This window comes from Clostridium weizhouense, from assembly GCF_019431045.1.
In the GTDB taxonomy this organism is placed as follows: domain Bacteria; phylum Bacillota; class Clostridia; order Clostridiales; family Clostridiaceae; genus Clostridium; species Clostridium weizhouense.
The window spans coordinates 12,261-30,709 of record NZ_JAHXPT010000006.1 but is presented as its reverse complement, the minus strand read 5'-3'; the positions used below and the strand labels follow the sequence as shown (position 1 = coordinate 30,709).

Annotated in this window: 18 protein-coding genes and 1 riboswitch; of the genes, 3 read left to right on the top strand and 15 right to left on the bottom strand. The window is 25.7% G+C overall.

Annotated features, from left to right (window positions below; translation table 11 throughout):
* Positions 1-25: 25 nt before the first annotated feature.
* The 12 genes from KYD98_RS08875 to KYD98_RS08820 form a co-directional block, all read right to left on the bottom strand.
* Positions 26-1,312 carry a GspMb/PilO family protein gene (locus tag KYD98_RS08875; protein ID WP_219779339.1) on the bottom strand — a complete coding sequence of 429 codons (1,287 nt, stop codon included), beginning with the start codon at positions 1,310-1,312 and terminating at the stop codon, positions 26-28.
* Position 1,313: 1 nt separating this feature from the next.
* A complete protein-coding gene (locus tag KYD98_RS08870; protein WP_219779337.1) occupies positions 1,314-1,871 on the bottom strand; it encodes a PilN domain-containing protein in 558 nt (185 codons plus the stop codon).
* Between the two features lie 13 nt (positions 1,872-1,884).
* Positions 1,885-3,054 (bottom strand): pilus assembly protein PilM, encoded by a 1,170-nt coding sequence (gene pilM / locus KYD98_RS08865; RefSeq protein ID WP_219779335.1) that lies wholly within the window; start codon positions 3,052-3,054, stop codon positions 1,885-1,887.
* A gap of 227 nt (positions 3,055-3,281) precedes the next feature.
* A complete protein-coding gene (locus tag KYD98_RS08860; protein WP_219779333.1) occupies positions 3,282-3,761 on the bottom strand; it encodes a prepilin-type N-terminal cleavage/methylation domain-containing protein in 480 nt (159 codons plus the stop codon).
* 17 nt (positions 3,762-3,778) lie between these two features.
* A complete protein-coding gene (locus KYD98_RS08855) occupies positions 3,779-4,981 on the bottom strand; it encodes a type II secretion system F family protein (protein WP_219779331.1) in 1,203 nt (400 codons plus the stop codon).
* A 95-nt stretch (positions 4,982-5,076) separates the two neighbouring features.
* On the bottom strand, positions 5,077-6,765 hold the full coding sequence (locus KYD98_RS08850; RefSeq protein WP_219779329.1) for a GspE/PulE family protein: 1,689 nt from the start codon (positions 6,763-6,765) through the stop codon (positions 5,077-5,079).
* Between the two features lie 464 nt (positions 6,766-7,229).
* Positions 7,230-7,982, bottom strand: a complete 753-nt coding sequence (locus tag KYD98_RS08845) for a prepilin peptidase (protein WP_219779327.1) — start codon at positions 7,980-7,982, stop codon at positions 7,230-7,232.
* A gap of 278 nt (positions 7,983-8,260) precedes the next feature.
* Positions 8,261-8,344: riboswitch (cyclic di-GMP riboswitch) on the bottom strand.
* Positions 8,345-8,775: 431 nt separating this feature from the next.
* Positions 8,776-9,735: a hypothetical protein gene (locus KYD98_RS08840; RefSeq protein WP_219779326.1), complete on the bottom strand. Its 960-nt coding sequence runs from the start codon at positions 9,733-9,735 to the stop codon at positions 8,776-8,778.
* A gap of 255 nt (positions 9,736-9,990) precedes the next feature.
* On the bottom strand, positions 9,991-10,638 hold the full coding sequence (locus KYD98_RS08835) for an ABC-2 transporter permease (protein WP_219779324.1): 648 nt from the start codon (positions 10,636-10,638) through the stop codon (positions 9,991-9,993).
* Positions 10,638-11,498 (bottom strand): ABC transporter ATP-binding protein, encoded by an 861-nt coding sequence (locus KYD98_RS08830; protein WP_219779323.1) that lies wholly within the window; start codon positions 11,496-11,498, stop codon positions 10,638-10,640. Before KYD98_RS08830 ends, KYD98_RS08835 begins: the two co-directional genes overlap by 1 nt.
* Positions 11,498-11,875 carry a GntR family transcriptional regulator gene (locus KYD98_RS08825; RefSeq protein ID WP_219779321.1) on the bottom strand — a complete coding sequence of 126 codons (378 nt, stop codon included), beginning with the start codon at positions 11,873-11,875 and terminating at the stop codon, positions 11,498-11,500. The genes KYD98_RS08830 and KYD98_RS08825 overlap by 1 nt, the downstream gene beginning before the upstream one ends.
* Positions 11,876-12,198: 323 nt before the next feature.
* Positions 12,199-12,531, bottom strand: coding sequence for a hypothetical protein (locus tag KYD98_RS08820; RefSeq protein ID WP_219779320.1), 333 nt, complete (start codon positions 12,529-12,531; stop codon positions 12,199-12,201).
* Positions 12,532-12,850: 319 nt separating this feature from the next.
* On the opposite strand from KYD98_RS08820, the gene KYD98_RS08815 reads away from it, so the two are divergent.
* Entirely contained in the window at positions 12,851-13,258 is a 408-nt protein-coding gene (locus KYD98_RS08815) for a hemerythrin domain-containing protein (protein ID WP_258049705.1), read from the top strand.
* A gap of 518 nt (positions 13,259-13,776) precedes the next feature.
* Here the strand turns inward: KYD98_RS08815 and KYD98_RS08810 are convergent.
* Positions 13,777-14,124: a hypothetical protein gene (locus KYD98_RS08810; protein ID WP_219779318.1), complete on the bottom strand. Its 348-nt coding sequence runs from the start codon at positions 14,122-14,124 to the stop codon at positions 13,777-13,779.
* 260 nt (positions 14,125-14,384) lie between these two features.
* Here KYD98_RS08810 and KYD98_RS08805 point away from each other — a divergent pair, with 260 nt between their 5' ends.
* Positions 14,385-14,972: a hypothetical protein gene (locus KYD98_RS08805; protein WP_219779316.1), complete on the top strand. Its 588-nt coding sequence runs from the start codon at positions 14,385-14,387 to the stop codon at positions 14,970-14,972.
* 85 nt (positions 14,973-15,057) lie between these two features.
* Here KYD98_RS08805 and KYD98_RS08800 read toward each other — a convergent pair whose 3' ends face one another.
* Together KYD98_RS08800 and KYD98_RS08795 are read right to left on the bottom strand one after the other, a co-directional pair.
* A complete protein-coding gene (locus KYD98_RS08800; RefSeq protein ID WP_219779315.1) occupies positions 15,058-15,279 on the bottom strand; it encodes a BhlA/UviB family holin-like peptide in 222 nt (73 codons plus the stop codon).
* 13 nt (positions 15,280-15,292) lie between these two features.
* Complete coding sequence (locus tag KYD98_RS08795) at positions 15,293-15,817, bottom strand: RNA polymerase sigma factor (RefSeq protein ID WP_219779313.1); 525 nt, start codon at positions 15,815-15,817, stop codon at positions 15,293-15,295.
* 544 nt (positions 15,818-16,361) lie between these two features.
* On the opposite strand from KYD98_RS08795, the gene phnD reads away from it, so the two are divergent.
* Complete coding sequence (gene phnD, locus KYD98_RS08790; RefSeq protein ID WP_219779311.1) at positions 16,362-18,245, top strand: phosphate/phosphite/phosphonate ABC transporter substrate-binding protein; 1,884 nt, start codon at positions 16,362-16,364, stop codon at positions 18,243-18,245.
* Positions 18,246-18,449: the final 204 nt, after the last annotated feature.

Below are 18,449 nucleotides of genomic sequence, written 5' to 3'. Positions count from 1 at the left end.
GATCAACTTTAATTTAAAACATAATCTACTTATTACTCACGCTTATGTTTTTGCCATCTCCATTTACTACTACTCTTGGATCTTTAGTATCATCTCCACTTATTTCTACTTTCACTAGCTTGTCTGTATCATTTTTAATACTTATCTTCACTCCAGATTTATCATTTGAAGTTACCCTACTTTCACTTAAAACATCTATAACAATATTGTCTGATACAGGAATAAATTCTACTCCAAGTCCTCCATATTGAGATGGATATGATTCATTTGTTGTCTTGTATTTATAATAATATTTATCATCATTTTTTGTTAACACAATTTCAATTTCTTCTTGATTATTACTATCTTCATATACATAAGAAGTTCTCAAACTATCATTACTTTTTCCTATCATAACTGTTGGTAAAACAGAGGTGTTTGATTTTGATGACATAATAAAATCACTAGTTTTTTCATCTTTAGAAACTATACTATTTCCTGCTGCTTCACCACTAAATGGATCATTTTTACCATAAGTATTATTTAAACTCCATTTTAAATACTCTTCTAAATCATCATGTATCTTTGGAACTGCATATATTTCAACATTCATATTTCCACTTATCTGTTCTAAAGTTTTTTGATTTATTGATATAGAATTAACCACAATTTTTCTATTATATAATCTGATTGAATTTAAAAAGTTATTTAATTGAGCATAACTTCCATTAAAATTAAGTTCTAATTTAATCTGTTCTATTGATGTTTTCTTAGAATCATTAGATTTGTTTGAATCACCTTCACTAGTTTGTGATTTCTTCTCTTTAATTTCAGAATTACTTGAAGAAACTTGTGTTTCTTCACTTTGATTACTTTTACTATTCACACTAGAATTTTTATTATTCTTATCTATTGCCTTATAATTATCAACCATTGATTGCAATGAGCTTTCTTTCAAATTTTCTTGTGTCTTTTCCGAAGATTCTACTCCTTCAACAGCTATAGGTTTAAAATTAAATCCACCATCTAATCCACTCTTTTTAAGTAATTGATCTAGTTCTAAAATTATATGTTCTTGACTTATTGTTGGGAAAAATAGAGATGATTTATCCTTTACTTTTGTGTCCAATACCTTAATATCACTTTTCCTTTTATCTAAAGCATTAATTGTATTTATAGAATTGTTATATTTTTCTTCAATCTCATTCTTTGATTTTGTCTTATCAGCTATCTTTGAAGTCTGTTTTAAATATATAAATTGATAATAAAGAATACTAATTAATACAATACCTAATATACATAGCATCATCTTTTCTCTTTTACTTATCTTCATATTAATTAACACCCCTTATCACGCATTTTATATCAAAGGAGTATTCTCCCTCTACAGAACCACCAATATCTAATGAATTAACAAAAGCTTCTCTAATTACATCTAATTTTTTTAAATTGTGTTGCATTTCACCCACTGCTTCTCTTGATTTTGATACCCCTTGTAAAGTTAAAACATCATTATTTATCTCTAAGTTTTTAAAAGATACATCCGTTGGAATAGTTGAACGTATATCATTTAATAATTTATCTGATACATTATCTCTTTTTGAAATCACACTAGATAACTCACTTAATGTAGAATCATATTTGGATAATACATCTATCTTAAAATTTATTTTTTCTGCTTCATTAAGTTTTTCTTGAATATCAGGTGCATTTAACTTTTCATTATAAGATTCTATACTTTTATTTAATGAAAATATTCTAAATGTATTAACACCTAAAGAAATAACTATAATAGCTCCCACTAAGGCTGCTAACTTATAGACATAAATCAATGAATCTTTTTTTTGATTATTTTGTCTTTGATACTTACTAAAAAAGTTTATATCTCTCATTATCTTCTTCCCCCTATAGCCTTATAAGTGAGCCTATAACATTAACAAACTTATCTATGTTCTTAGGACTATCATTATTAGAATTAAGAGTTATTTGTGGAAGTTCTTTTACCTTTATTGTTTCTATTCCAAGCTTTAATGTCATATATTCTTCTAAACCTTTAAGCCTTGATGTTCCACCATGAATAAAAACCTTGTCCACTTCATCTCCAAAATTTTTACTCTTATAAAACCCTATTATTTTTTCTATCTTATCAATCCATTCATCTAAAGTATTCTTTATCAATTCATTTTGAGGATTTAAATCTTCTTTTTCTAAATCTATACAGCTTATCTTAAAATCCTGTATCTCCTCAATTGGAATATTGCCGCTTTCATATAAGATTTCATCAAGATAAACTCCACCAGTTTTTATTATTCTAGTAAATTTTAAAATTCCTTTATTATAAATATCAACGTCTAAAGTAGTTGCGCCCATATCAATAAAAGCAACTGAATCCTCCTTTTTGTATTGATGTTTATTAATGACATCTATATAATTAATCAACTTATTTACAGCATTATAATTAACATCTAATGCAAAAGGTTTTAAATTTAATGCCTTTAAAAAATCATAATATCCCCTTGCCATCTTTTCAGGATAAGCAATTGCTCTAATTTCTAATTTCTTTCCTGAATCCGAAAATTCTTCTCCTATTAATGTAATTTGCAATATATAATCATCTAAATTTATAGGTAAGTATTGCTGAATCTCATATCTTACAACAGTTTCTAATTCATCCTCCTGAACTTCTGGAATCATAAGCTCTCTATTAATAATTAAAGATGAATTATTAGTACAAGTAGCTTCCTTTGCACTTATACCATTTTGCTTTAAAACCTTCCCTAATTCAGTAACAAGTAGTTCACGTTTTTCTATAAAACCATCAATAATAGCTTCTTCAGGAGTAGGAAACTCTATAAACTTATCAATTGTTAAGTTACCCTTATAATAAATTCCTTCCGTAATCTTTATGCTCTTACTCCCCATATCAAAAGCCACAACTCTTCTCTTCTTCTCTCTCTTTTTAAGGGAGTTCTTTTTTATCTTATTAGTACCCTTTAATAACTTATCTTTTAAATCCTTAACATCAAGATTCATAAAATCCTTTATCTTGCTAAAATCAAACTTTAACTTATCCATATTTTTTTAATTCCCTCCCCGTTTTTATAATTGACAATGGACAGTTGACAATGGACAATTATGGTGGAAAGCCATTGGCTTTCTTTAAAAAATATATTAGAAATCACTTTGTGATTTCATCCCAAATTGTCAATTGTCCATTCTCCATTGTCAATTTCAATTAATAGTTGCTAATAGAGTAAAGTGTAAAGCCTAAAAATTAAGCTTTACACTTTGTTGTAGTTTATTTAATTATTTTCATTATCTGTATTTTCATTATCTGTATTTCCATTTACTTTTTTCATATATTCAGATGTTGTATCTTCATCAGCAGGTGCTAATGTCACACCATTTACCAAAACTTTTACATCTCCTTTATCGAATTTAACTTTAAAATTCTCACCTTTTATTGCCTTTGGAACTGTTACCCCATCAATTCTCTTAATTATCTCTTTACCATAATCATCATTTTCATCTACCGTAATGTCCTTCTCCTCTTTAATAGTTCCATTAGCAACTAACATAGCAACTGTACTTTGAATATTTTTAGCTGCTGCTATGTCATTACTTACTTTGGCATCTTGTCTAACTTGTCCAAATTTAGGAATAGCTATAGCCGCTAAAATTGCAATAATTGCAATAACGATGATAAGTTCTACAAGTGTAAATCCTTTTTTCTTTTTCTTTAAGATTTCATTGTTGATTGGTTTAATTAATGATTTGTTCATGAAAATCCCCCCCATTTTTAAATTTTGTTATAACTATCAAACATTGGAATCATTATTGAAATTATTATAAATCCTATTGCAAGTCCCATTATCACTATTAATATAGGTTCCATTAAAGAAACCGTAGCTTGGATTCTTGTTTCTAGCTCTTCATCATAGAAATCTGCTGTCTTATTTAAAATGTCATCAAGTGATCCTGTTTCTTCTCCTATCTTGATCATTGAATAAAGCATTTGAGGAAAAAAGTTAGTTTCTTTTAAAGAAGTATTTAATGGATCTCCTCTAACTACTTTTTCTTTGACCTTAGATAAAACCTGTTGAGCTAGCTTGTTTTCTACAACACCTGTAACAATTTGTAATGATTGTACTAATGGTAATCCACTTGATAATAATGTAGATAATGTTCTTGTAAATCTAGATACTATAATCATTTCATTAAGTTTCCTCAGTACTGGAAATTTAAGCTTCAACTTGCTTGATGCAATTGAACCTTTTTCTGTTTTAAAATAATATTTAAGTGCAATAACAATTCCTATTATTGCAAGTAATATTCCAAACCAATGTTCAGTTAAAGATGAACTTGCCCAAAGTAAAAATCTAGTACTCCATGGAAGTTTTGTTCCTGTTCCTTCAAATACTGTAACGAAAGTTGGCATTACATAAGTTAAAATAAATATTACCGCTCCAAGTGCTACAAAACTTAATATAACAGGATAAATCATTGCATTTTTAACCTTATTATTAATCTTATTTTCCTTTTCATAATGATTTGCCATTCTAAGCATTATGCTATCTAAAGTACCACTAGCCTCCCCTGCTGCTACTAAACTTGTCAAAAGTTCAGGGAAAACCTCTTTATGCTTTTTCATAGCATCTGATAATATTCCACCCTTCTCAACATCATCTTCAACCTCTTTTAATGTCTCCTTTAATTTCTTATTTTCCGTCTGATTAGTTAAGATATTTAAACAAGTTAGTATTGGTACTCCTGCATTTAACATCGTATAAAATTGTCTACAAAAAACAGAAATATCCTTTATCTTTACTTTGTTATTAAGATTAATTTCAATATTTTTGCTTTCAATTATCTCCTCTACCTTTAAGGGGTAAAATCCATTTGATGAAATAAAATCAATAACGTCTCCTTCAGAATCAGCTTCATGAGTTCCCTCAATTTTTTCCCCATCCGAATTCATTGCTCTATATTTATAATTTCCCATCCTCTCTGTACACCCCCTAATATAATTCTAACTTAGTCTACTTTTACCATGTTTTAAGCAAAGGTTATATTGTAGTATAAGGGCGAATTGGCCCCTTAATCTTCATTTATAAGTGTTATTGTTGCAAGTTCAGTCATTGTGGTTACGCCTTTAATCACCAAATCACTACATTCATTCCCTAAAGTTGTCATTCCATTTGCGACTGAAATATCTCTAAGTATGTCTGAATTTGATCCTGCATTTATAGCTTCCCTATGTCTTCTTGTTATCTCCATAATTTCATAAACGCCTATTCTTCCTGAATACCCAGTGTTATTACAATATCCACACCCTTTTCCCCTATATAAGGTTAAAGGCTTGTCTTTATCTACTTTAAGTATTTCTTTTTCATATTGATTAGCTTTATATGATTCCTTACATTTAGTGCATATTTTTCTTACCAATCTTTGTGCCATTATCCCAACAACAGATGTTGCAACTAAATAAGGTTTTATCCCCATATCTATAAGTCTTATTATTGAAGATGGTGCATCATTTGTATGTAATGTACTTAATACTAAATGTCCTGTAATCGCTGCTTTTGTTGCTATTTCAGCAGTTTCATTATCTCTAATTTCCCCAATCATAACTATATCTGGGTCTTGTCTTAATATACTTCTTAAACCATTTGCAAATGTAAGCCCAGCTTTTACATTTACATTTACTTGATTTACACCAGCTAAGGTATATTCAACAGGGTCTTCAATCGTTACTATATTCACATCATTTGAATTCAGTTCATTTAAAACTGTGTATAAAGTTGTGGATTTTCCACTTCCTGTTGGACCTGTAACTAAAACTATTCCATGAGGATTAGTTATTATTCTATTTAATTTTTCAAGATTCTTTTCACTTATTCCAAGTTTCTCTTTTCCAACATTATAATTAGACGTATTTAAAATTCTTATAACAATTTTTTCTCCATAAACTACTGGAAGTATTGAAACTCTAAGGTCTACATCTTTTCCACCAACCTTAACCATTATTCTTCCATCTTGAGGAATTCTTTTTTCAGCTATGTTTAATCCTGCAAGTATTTTTATTCTTGTAACTAATGGTCCCAAACTGTCTATATTAAGAACATTAACTGTCTGTAATTGTCCATCTATTCTATATCTTATTCTTATTTCATATTCAAATGGTTCTATATGAATATCTGATGCCTTCATCTCTATTGAATTTTTAAACAAATAATCAACCATTTTAACAACGGGTGCATTTTTTACATCATCAACATCTTCTACATTTATATTTACATTTTTATACTTACTACTTTCCTTTGAAAGTTGCATAGCTGCCATGCTAACTTGTTGACTACTATAATATATTTCTATGAACTTTTTAATATCATCTTTCTTTGCTATAAAGGATTCTATTTCAAATCCTGTAGATATAGCAACATCATCTATAGCAAATATATTTAATGGATCTGCAAGTGCTACTTTTATTTTGTTATTTTCAAAACCAAAAGGGATTAATATATATTTATTACATAAATTTTGAGGTATGATACTTATAGCTTTTTTATCAAAATTTATTGTATTTAAATCTACTTTTTTTATACCAGTTTGTTGTTCTATTGATTCTATTATGTCTTCTTCAGTTATTATGTTGCTATCTACAAGTATTTCTCCAAGTTTCTTTCCAAGAATTTTTTGAGATTTTAATGCATCTTGTAATTGGTAGCCTGTTATTTTTCCTGCATTTACAAGGATATTTCCTAATCTTCTCTTTTCATTAGCCATGAAACAGTCCCCCTATCACTTTTGATAAATACTGTATTTTATCTCAATTTTATCTTTTTATGTATATTTTTTCAATATTAATCATATAATAACCAAAATTTATTTAACTTTTAAGTTATTATGTATTATCTCAATTAAAAATTAATTTATTTAAATGTTGCTGTTTAATATAATGGCGAACTGGTATTGGAATTTGCTTTTTAGAATCTCCTAATAAAGATTTGTCAAATTAATTGCTTGTCAGCAATCTTTGATTGGGAGCATGCATTAATTGGACTAAACTTTATTTTTGGAGTTCTTAAGTGAGAGTCAAAAGTGAGAATCCAAATTTTATATTTGGTTCTTCAAACTTTCACAGAGTGCAATTTTATATTTTATTCCTCGAACTTACTCAACGAATGAAGATGAGTCGAGTTTCTTATTTTTTTCTGTCCATGAGCTTTATATTAAATATTAACATTATGTTAAATAAATAATGATAAATATGTTGATAATATTTCATTTCCCCATAACATAGTTATTAAAGCACCTATTGCTAAACAAGGTCCAAATGCCATACTGTCTTTTAAGTTTTTTAATTTAAAAGCTAAAATTATTATTGCTATTATTCCTCCTATAATGATTCCTAAAAATAGAGTAAGTAATACACCTTTAACACCCAAAAATAACCCACAAATTAAAGCTATTTCTGCATCCCCATCTCCCATACCTTTTGTTAGTATCACAATTAATGCTATAATTCCAAACCCTATTATTGCTCCAAAAATAGGTTGCATAAATTCATTTTTGTAAACTATATATCCAAGTGCTTCAAATGCTACTCCAACAATACCTCCAAATATAATGGATGATGTATATACATCTTGTGTATTGTAATCAATCATTGCTATAACTATTAAAAGAGATGAAAAAATACAATATTTAAAAAAGTCTAAAGTAAAATCATAATTTACATATATAAGCAAATATAATAATGCATTTAATAATTCTATTAATGGATATCTTAAAGAAATTTTATCTTTACAATATCTGCATTTCCCTTTTAAAAAAATATAACTAAATATAGGTACTAAATCTAGAGGATTTAACTTATGATTGCATGTTGAGCAGTGAGATGGTGGATAAGAAATTGATTCTTCTCTTGGAATCCTGTAAATACATACATTCAAAAAACTCCCTATAACTAGTCCTATAATAATTACTAACGCATAATCCAAAATTCATCATCCTTCCTTTAATTTAAAATTGGCATAACAAAAGTGGCTACGCCACGTTTCAATTGACAGTTGACAATGCACAATTGTGGTTGAAAGCCACAGGCTTTCTGAAAAATATATATTTTAGAAATCACAAAGTGATTTCATCCTAAATTGTCAATCGTCCATTGTCCTTTCTCCATTCAAAATATCTCATTTACCTTAGGTTTTATTAGCATTTTAGGTTTACAAAATTCTATACTTTCCTAGGCATAAAAAAATACCACCAATTAAATAAATTAATTGCTGGCGGGTTGCACCACTAACTCCTAGCTCTCAAGGTGCCCAAATTAAGAGAGCTGCTCACTGTTTCCAACTTACCTATTAAGTTATTGAGCTATATTTCATAATTTTTTAAATGATATGCCCTTTTATTTATAAATTATATCAAACTTTTTCTATTATTGTAATAATATCTATTAAATAATATTATTTTCTAATAATATTACTGTCAATATTGTTTTTAAATATAAATATATATACACCACGTTTCAATGGACAATTGACAGTTGACAATGCACAATTGTGGTTGAAAGCCACAGGCTTTCTTCATTCATTGCCAATTGTCCATCGTCCATTGTCAAATCAAAAATATAATCTAAAGTTATCTAGAAATTTGACTACGTTATAATTTCCTAAAAAATAAAAATAAGCCAATTCAAAATGATATTAATCATTTTAAATCGGCTTATCTTATCTATTAATTAGGTAAATTATATTACTAATTTATGCTTATAAAATATATTTTATTCTCTTATGCTGCTGTAGCATTGTTATTAACTTCTTCTGGAACAAGTAATTTTATGAATTCATCTTGTTTAAGAGTAGTTTTACTACTTGGGATTTCAATATTCTTTGCTTCAGCTTTAGCACTTGTAGTATTTACTTTTATACTTATTTTTGCCATATCTTTTATTTGTAAATTCATATTCATTTCTGATTTATAATCTTTATCAGAGAAAGTTTCTTTTGTAGTTAATGTTGATCCTTGCATTAAAGTTTTAGCTTGATTTAATGCATCATTGAATGATGGGTCATTTACAGATTTTTGAATATCTTTTATTGTTTGTGCATCAAATCCTAAATTTAATCCAGAGTTACTAGAATCTAAGTTATTTACCATTGCTTTTGCTGCTTTTGCAACTAATTCGATCATTTCATCTGAATTCATATTTATAGAATATTCTCTTCCATTTTGAACTAAAGGTAAATCAACCTTATTATCTCCAAAGATCATTTTACCTAAGTTAGCTAAATAATCTGGTGATTTTGTCATTTCTTTTATGGCACTCATATCCATTCCTGAATCTATTCCTATATATTCATATGGTAAATTAACAAGACCTGCTGGTGCTGTTGCTCCATTTGCAGTAAAGTTATTTACATAATAGCTCTTGTTCATATAAGCTATACCTTTATCCATATATATTTTTAATTCTGGAATATTAATTTTTCCACTTGCATCATTAAATTTAAATTCTACATATCCTTGATCTTGCCCTTTATTATAGCTTGTACCAGTAAAAGTTAACTTATTTGTTTCTCCTTGAGCTTCAATATTAACTTCCCCTGTAAATTCTGAGTTTGTTGCTTCCCATTTAGCTAAATTGTTAATTTCCTTTGAATAACTCATAGCTTCGCTACTACACCCTGCAATTGTAAACATTGATAAAGTAGCTGCCATAATAACTGATAATGTCTTTTTTAATTTCATTTTTTTAACCCCCTGTTTCTACTTTTATATTGAATTTATCCAATTTATATTGTTTATAAAATGATTATTTTGATATAAAACAATTAATAAATTAGATAAGTTTTAGCATTATTTAAATTAGTTTGGTAATTATTTTAAGTTAAGGACTATTTATACTATTTAATAATCTATTATATTTATCGGCTTATTATAACTTAAATTTAGTCATATACATATTAATATTTTCTTAAATTAACCTTAATTTTATAATTTTATCTATATATCCTTATTTTCACAAATTAAACATGATATTGAATATGATATCCCGCCTACAATTGCCAATATAATAATAGATGCAATAGCTATGATTACTTTATTAGTTACGATAATATTTAATATATCATTAGGAATTGTTTTTTCTTTTAACATAGATGGTAATGAGAATATAAAAAATGCCGGAACCATATATACTAACATTAAAATAGCTCTTCCCTTTTCCATTCCAAATTTATAATAAACTGAATACTGAATCATACATATAATTGTAGTAATTATTCCTGCAAAACATATTAAAATAATTTCAGATGTATCCATTGAACCAATATTATAAAAATGTATCATTGTAAGAATTTCTATAACCCATACCATAATATTTAATATTATTAAATACAAGAATCTTCCCATTACCATACTTGATACTTTAGATGGAAACATAGAATACATTTCTTTACTTTTTTGATTACCTTCTGAACTAAATGGTAATACTGCAACAATAATTAAAACAAAGAATAAGTAACTCATTGCCTTAAGGCTACTCTCTGAATAAAATAATGATATAGCAAAAGCCACTAAAAATAATGAGTAATACTTTATACTTCCTTTTATTATTCTAAAGTCAAACTTTAAATAATTTATAGCATTCATTATTTCTCCTCCTTTTCCTTATTTATATAGAATACAATTATTTCTTCAATAGATGGTTTTTCAATTAATAATTTATCATTTAAATTTTTTCTATCCTTATCATATATCAATCCTTTAAATCCAACACTTGATTCTTTACATCCTATTAATTTTTCTTTTATATTAGGTGTTAAATCTTCTATACCACCCTTTACTAATAAATGTTTTTCTAAAATGTTGTCTTTAGTATCATTGAACATCATCTTTCCTTTATTTATAAAAAATATATAGTCAGCTATCTTTTCTAAATCACTTGTAATATGTGTTGAAAATAATACACTCTTTTCACCATCTTCTATATATTCTTGTAGTAACTCTAAAATATCATTTCTAATTACAGGATCAAGGCCACTTGTTGGTTCATCTAATATAAGTAACTTCGTTTTTCTAGCAAATATGCTTGCAAATGTTAGTTTTATTTTCATACCTTTTGAGAACTCTCTAATCTTTTTATCCTTTGGTAACTCCCATAAATCTATATAATGATTAAATTTATCTTTATTAAATGAGGGATAAAAATCTTTTAATGTATTAATTACATCTTTTATTTTAAAAATTGTTGGAAAGTAACATTCATCTCCCACAAATCCAATCATATCTTTGAATAGAGCTTCATTTCCTTTATACTCTTTTCCAAATACACTTATTTCTCCACTGTCTGCTTTTAACTGTTGCATAATAAGTTTTATAGTTGTAGTCTTTCCTGCCCCGTTTTGTCCTACATATCCTAATATATAACCCTTAGGTAAACTTAAATTTATATTTTCTAAACTAAAATCTTTGAACTTTTTATTTAAATTGCTTATTTCAAGTGCATTCATTACTTATCTTCCTCCATCAAATTTTCTAAAATGATAATAAGTTCATCGTTTGAAACCTTTGCTAATTTTGCATTTTCAATTGCTGTAGTGAAAGCTTCTTCAATACGTTTTAAATACTGCTCTTTTACCATTTCATTATCTTTAGGAAGTACAAAACTTCCCTTTCCCCTAATAGTTGCTATAAATCCTTCTTCCTCTAAATCTGAATATGCTCTAGTTGTTGTTATAACACTTATACCTAAATCTTTAGCTAATTGTCTTATTGATGGTAAAAATTCATTTTCTGCAATTTTACCAGACATTATCTGTTCTTTAATTTGTGCTTTTATCTGCTCATAAATAGGTAAATCAGATTTATTAGATAATAATATCTTCAATCAATTTTCCTCCTTAAAGTATATATACTGTATATATAGTATTATATACAGTATATACACTATAGTCAATAGTTGGATAAAAAAAATAAACCTTATTATAATTTAAGGTTTATCCTAAAACTTAAAATTTTATTTAGGCACATAAAAATAAATAACAATTCTAAAATTGCAATGAATCTTTTTGATTGTGCCTTATGTACTTTTTAATATATATTATGAACTTTATTTTATAATTAAATCTGTAATTTAATAATACCCAATACTTTTGGATAGTACTTTTTAATCCTTAGTTAAAATAATCCTTACTCGTTAGTAAAAGTGTATTAGGCTTTTAATTTGTATAATTCATCAACTGGTAACCCTATAACATCTGAAATTTCTTCTAATCTTAAACCCATTAATAATAATTTACTTGCAATTTCTAATGCCTTTTCTTTTTTTCCACGTTCTTCACCACGTTTTTCAGCATTATTAATCATATTAATCCCCTCATAAAGAGTCTTTTCTTTCCACCAAGCTTTATTATCTTTGTTCTCATGATCTGAATCTATAAGTTTTTTTGCTGCTGAATCTATAAGATTTTTTGCAGCTTTTTTAATCGCTAAATCTAATCCTATTACTTCTTTTAATGTTATTTGTGATGTATTATTTTCCAAAAACCTAACCACCTTTCAATATCATTCATAGACTTTATCAACATTCAAATAAAATAATAGACCCATATATTAATCTATTATTTTATTTGATATACCTTACAGTTATATCGTACATACGTTCGTATATTTTTGCAAGTTATATTTTTCTTAAAAAACCATATTAAACTTAATTTTTATTTAATTTATCTTTACTTTTCTTTATTTTTCTAACTTAACTAAATAATTTTTAATTTTTCGTAACTTTTGTTACATATTAATCCTTAATATCCATATATAATCTAAATATAATCTAGCAAGTTATAAATAGGAGTGATACTAAATGATAAATATAAATAGTTTTTTAAGACAACATAAGGAAATTCTTGAAGAAGTAAACCATATTGATAAAATAATAAATAAATCTGATTATATAGAACACTTAAATGAGTTTGTTACTCATATAAATAAGCTAGCTGGTAAATTAAATGTGCATTTAGCTTCTGAGGATAAATTCTTATATCCTAGTTTAATTAATGGAAATGATAATAATTTAAAAACTTTAGCTAATTTATATATGACTGAAATGGGTAATATATCTAATACATTTACAAATTATAAAGATAATCACAACACTAAAAATAAAATAAATACAAATATAAGTGGATTTGTACATGAAACAAATATGATTTTAAAAGAAATTAAAAAAAGAATATCAAAAGAAGAATCTGAATTGTATAAATTGATTTAGTAAAATTATTTAAGTAAAAATGTACTATTATAGTAACTATTCTTATACTTTAAAAATTAACAATTATAGAAAAATCAGGTAACACAAAAATATTACCTGATTTTTATTTCTATTTATGTTTCCAATACATCTTTACTAAACAACATATAACAAAAAATGGAATAAAAAATAAATCAAAACTTTTATATGAAATTATATCAATAAGTCCTAATACCCCAATTAACAATACATATATAGTTAAAATTAATTTTATATACCCTTGTTTATTTATTTTTATAAAGTTATTAAAATTTGCTTTTAGTCTATTAATAATATACATTCTAGATTCCTACCTAATTTATATAAATTTTAATCATTATCCATTCCAAATTATTTAATGTTTAATTCTTTTTAAAAAGAATTCATACTCCAAGCAGAGCCATAATTAAACCCAAGATATATTTTAAATTTAAAATATATCTAGCTGTTCCATAAAATAATAAGTAAATATTTTCTGGATTTTGTATTGTTTTTCTAATTTAATTATTTATTATCTTTCTACATACATAATATTTATTATCATACTTTATTATCTTAACAGAAAATAATTCATCATCACCTGAGTCTTTATACTCATATATAGGTGTATTAACCTGCAATTTTGAAGCTTCTAAATTAGTCTTTGGATATTTATTAGTTTTACAAGTAATCTTCCCTAATTCTTCATCTACAAGATCTTCACTTATTTTTTCATTAGTTACAATATACACATTATTATTAAACATAAAAGTGTTTAAGCTATTTTTTTGATTATAAACATATATAAATCGAATTGTAAACATGCTTACAATTATTAAAGAAAATATTATTAAATATTTTTTTTGCATAAATCTCTCCTCAAAAATTAAACTTACTTATGTTATAACATATTACTTATAAAAAGTTTGTCTAATCAAAGTATATCTAATTTCAGGGTAAATTTTTACATTTTATGCACGAAAATTAAAATATAAAGGATCGATAATATAACAAATTAAAAATAAATTTAGAAAGGTTTTTATAATTTATGGAATTTAAAATTAATCAAAACAATTATAATAAAACATTATCTAATATATATAAGCAATCTAATAGGTTGAATAATACAATGAAAACTAATCAAAGTAATAACTTTGAAAGTAATTTGAATAAAATAAAAAATAATATAAATCCAACAAACATTTATACTAAAAATTTATCCAACTCTACAAATTATCTAAAAAATAAGGAGATTACTGATCCTAAAAAATTAGAACGTTTGAAAAAATTAGATGAAATATTTATAGATCAAAATAGTAAAGATAATTCTATCCATTCAATTGACATGATAAAAAATGTAATGAAACTTGAAATTGATAAAAATAAAGATAAATATTACGATACTGATGGAAATTTAAATATAGAAAAAGTTTTCAATGCTTGTGGCACTTCTTTAAATAATTGTACTCCTAGAGAATCTTTAGGAATTTTTTCTGAATTAAAAGAAGAAGGATTAATAGATAAAAATCAATATAATAATATATCAATTACTATTTTTGGATGGATTGGCCAAAATACTGTAAATACAAATGGAGATATAAATTTAGCTTTTAATATGAAAGGAAATTTTAAAGAATATTTAAAATTAGCCCTAGAACATAATAAATTTGGTGAATATCATGATATGTTATTAGATATTATTAACTTAATAAGATAATATTTACTGTATGGGTCTGTGTTAAATTTATTTTGATGCAGACTCATACAGTAAATATATCTTTTATATTCTGTTAATAAAAAGTCTAATTAATTTTATTCTTTATTTCATTTACAGTTAAATTTATTGAATCTAATGTATTTAATTTTTCAGTAAGCTTTTTTATTATCTCTTGATAGTTTTTTTCTCTTTCCTCTTGCTTTAAATCTCTAGTTTCCTGTGCTTTTAATATGTATACTATAAGTACACAACTCAAAATTGCCCAAATACCTTGAGTCGTAGCTGTTTTCATTAATTCATCAATCATAATTATCCCCTTTCTATAATTTTTCTTTTAGAAATTTTAAAGCTTGTCTTTTAAATTTATTAACAGCTTGTCTTGATATTTTTAATCGTTTACCAATTTCTATATCTGATAATTGTAAATAAAATTTATAAAATATTATTTCCTTATGTTTAGGTTTTAATAAAGAGATTAAATCATTAAACATTACATTAGAATATTCATTACTATAATTATTTTTATCTAATATATTTAAAAGTTCTTCATCTGAACTATATGTTAAAAAATTCCTGTAAGAATTTATTTTATAATATAGTTTTATAGATTTGTTTTTAAGACATGTTTTAATATACTTTAATACTTCTTCATCATTATTAAATTTTTTTATATTTAAATCTAATATAAGCTCATATAAGTATATAACAAGATCAGTAGACGCTTCTGGATATCTTAGTTTATAACTTAAATAATCAATTTTAGAACTAAAATAATAAAGTATTTCTACGAAATTGTTAGAGTCTTCTTTAAATAGTTCAATTTTTTCAATTAAATCTGTAGGCATATAATCACTCCTTAAGTTGCTTAAATCTGTATTAAGTGTTTTTATACCTACTAAAAGTAATAATATAAGGTTTATGTAAACCTAAATTTTGAATTTATGTATTTTTGTTCAAGATATTTTATACAAAATATGTCATATTATAATATTCGATAAATATTTATAAAAACATTACTAACTTCTTTAATAACATATACTGAATAAAAAATTTATTTGTTAAGTGAATGATTAAAGTTTAATATCTTTATATTTGGTATATATATCAGCTATCATAAAAAAATTTTTATTGATTAGTATATTTTCACGATGAGCGACATAAAAAAACATTGATAAAATTAATCTCAATGCTTTTTTAAATTTAATTTATACCTTAATATGATTACTAATTTATTTGATGTTTCACTTAACAATTCTATTGATAAATTTTTATCATTCCTTAGTAAACGAATTCATGTTTTTATTGAATTAAATTTCTATTTGTGGGATAATTTATATATATTGGACCAGGGTTACAATAACAAATACCTTTTATAGGGGGACTGGATTTATGAGAATAAAAAAATATGCATTACCTATCCTTTTGAGCATCTTAAGTAGTATATGTATTGCTTTCCTGATTGAAAACAACTTACTAAAATTGCTTGTCTGCTTAGTTACTTTTATATTGATATTATCTTATTTTTATTATTTTGATACTTTAAAGTACAATTCAAATGATATTGGTTTTAATGATTCAAATGGTTGCCAACAAGAAGTATATAAAAATATACACTCCATGATTGAAACAATGGGATTTGATGTAGAACACCTTTTGTGGATATCTAAACAAAGCAAAGAAGCTTTTTCACATTTAGTAGAAAAAAATAAAATTATTTCTGATTTTTCTACGACCAATTTAGCTTGTATTGAGACAGTTGAATCAGGAATTCATGAAGTCGTATCTAGTTGTGAAAAAATTGACAAAAGTATCTTGACTGTAGAAGAAAAAACCGATGATACTATCTCTATACTTGAAAAAAGTAAATCAGCAATGACTAATACTATTTCTTTATTATCAGAAGTAAAAAAAATATCAGATGTTTCTTTGGAGACTAATTCAAAACTTCATGATTCATCTAATAGTATAAATAAATTTGTAGAATACATACATGATATTTCAAGCCAAACAAATTTACTTGCATTAAATGCATCAATTGAAGCAGCACGTGCTGGTGATGCTGGACGTGGATTTTCTGTTGTAGCTAATGAAATTAGAAAACTGGCTGATGAAACAGATAAATTTGCAAGGGAAATTGATCAGAATGTTAAAGACCTTCTTTTAAACATTCAAGATACACAAGTGGCAACTGAAAATTCTAAAAATACAATAAACGAACTTGATGAAATTTCTAATGATACATTAAAAGTTTTATCTAATAGTTATAAAGCAATGGGACATATTAAAGATTCTATTTTAAATTTAACTGATGTTTCTAAATCAAATACTCAAGTTGCATTTGATATCGAACAAGCTCTTAGTCACTTAACATGTACTATTGAAGATACAAATCGTGAAACACTTGATTCTATTGACATGATTGAAAGACATGAAGGTAAAGTAGATGAATTACTTAATTACTGTGGAACCTTAAGTGTTGCTTCTGAAAATTTACAGTATCAAATGAGTAGCCTTAAAGGAGAAAATGAAATTATAATTGGAATTAATCCTTTTACATCTCCTGCTGATATTAAGAAAATGTATCTTCCTATTTTAGAAAGACTATTTAAAAGTATTAATCTTACTCCAAGAATTATAATTGTTAAAGATTATGACGCACTTAGCGATCAAATAAAAAAAGGTACTATTGATATGGGATGGTTCTCTCCATTTGCTTATGTTATAGCTAAGCAAACCGCAAACGTTATCCCTTTAGTGACTCCTCGTGTTAATGGTAAAACTTATTATAATGGATATATTATTACTAGTAAATCATCTGGAATTAATACTTTAGAAGATTTAAGAGATAAAACTTTTGCTTATGTTGATAAAAATAGTGCTTCTGGATATTTATATGCTAGACATATTTTCAAAGAAAATAATATGAATCCTGATAGATTATTCTCTAATGTATCTTTTGCTGGAAGTCATGATAACGTTATTGATGGAGTATTAAATGGAGCTTTTGATGCTGGTGCCACTTATAATGAAGCGTTTGATAAAGCAAAAGTTAATGGTCTTAATGTGGACAATCTAAAGATAATCTCTATGACAGATAATATACAAAAAGATGCTATTGCAGTAAGTCCTGATATGGATTCTGAACGTATAAACTTTATCAAAAAGGCATTTGTTGAATTTAATGACTTTAGTAATATAACAACTCCTGTTAATGGTTTCGTTGAAGCAAATGATTCTAATTATGATCTAATCAGAAAAGTTATGGAAAATTAAGGTTATGTTTTAAGTGAATGTTGCTATTGTAAAACATAGCTAAAATTAAAAGTAAGGTTGCCCTATTAACTAGGACAACCTTACTTTTATGTGTTTTAAATGTATATTGCTTTTTTAATATAATGGAAATTCAGCTATTAAAACATATTTTTATTTTTATATAAGTTTTAGGCACATGAAATAAAATAATAGATCAAAGAGGCA

Bases quoted from the DNA above. Each gene is read 5' to 3' on its own strand.
- KYD98_RS08875 (WP_219779339.1), bottom strand. From the start codon at position 1,312: ATGAAGATAAGTAAAAGAGAAAAGATGATGCTATGTATATTAGGTATT.
- KYD98_RS08870 (WP_219779337.1), bottom strand. From the start codon at position 1,871: ATGAGAGATATAAACTTTTTTAGTAAGTATCAAAGACAAAATAATCAA.
- pilM (WP_219779335.1), bottom strand. From the start codon at position 3,054: ATGGATAAGTTAAAGTTTGATTTTAGCAAGATAAAGGATTTTATGAAT.
- KYD98_RS08860 (WP_219779333.1), bottom strand. From the start codon at position 3,761: ATGAACAAATCATTAATTAAACCAATCAACAATGAAATCTTAAAGAAA.
- KYD98_RS08855 (WP_219779331.1), bottom strand. From the start codon at position 4,981: ATGGGAAATTATAAATATAGAGCAATGAATTCGGATGGGGAAAAAATT.
- KYD98_RS08850 (WP_219779329.1), bottom strand. From the start codon at position 6,765: ATGGCTAATGAAAAGAGAAGATTAGGAAATATCCTTGTAAATGCAGGA.
- KYD98_RS08840 (WP_219779326.1), bottom strand. From the start codon at position 9,735: ATGAAATTAAAAAAGACATTATCAGTTATTATGGCAGCTACTTTATCA.
- KYD98_RS08835 (WP_219779324.1), bottom strand. From the start codon at position 10,638: ATGAATGCTATAAATTATTTAAAGTTTGACTTTAGAATAATAAAAGGA.
- KYD98_RS08830 (WP_219779323.1), bottom strand. From the start codon at position 11,498: ATGAATGCACTTGAAATAAGCAATTTAAATAAAAAGTTCAAAGATTTT.
- KYD98_RS08815 (WP_258049705.1), top strand. From the start codon at position 12,851: ATGATAAATATAAATAGTTTTTTAAGACAACATAAGGAAATTCTTGAA.
- KYD98_RS08810 (WP_219779318.1), bottom strand. From the start codon at position 14,124: ATGCAAAAAAAATATTTAATAATATTTTCTTTAATAATTGTAAGCATG.
- KYD98_RS08805 (WP_219779316.1), top strand. From the start codon at position 14,385: ATGAAAACTAATCAAAGTAATAACTTTGAAAGTAATTTGAATAAAATA.
- KYD98_RS08800 (WP_219779315.1), bottom strand. From the start codon at position 15,279: ATGATTGATGAATTAATGAAAACAGCTACGACTCAAGGTATTTGGGCA.
- KYD98_RS08795 (WP_219779313.1), bottom strand. From the start codon at position 15,817: ATGCCTACAGATTTAATTGAAAAAATTGAACTATTTAAAGAAGACTCT.
- phnD (WP_219779311.1), top strand. From the start codon at position 16,362: ATGAGAATAAAAAAATATGCATTACCTATCCTTTTGAGCATCTTAAGT.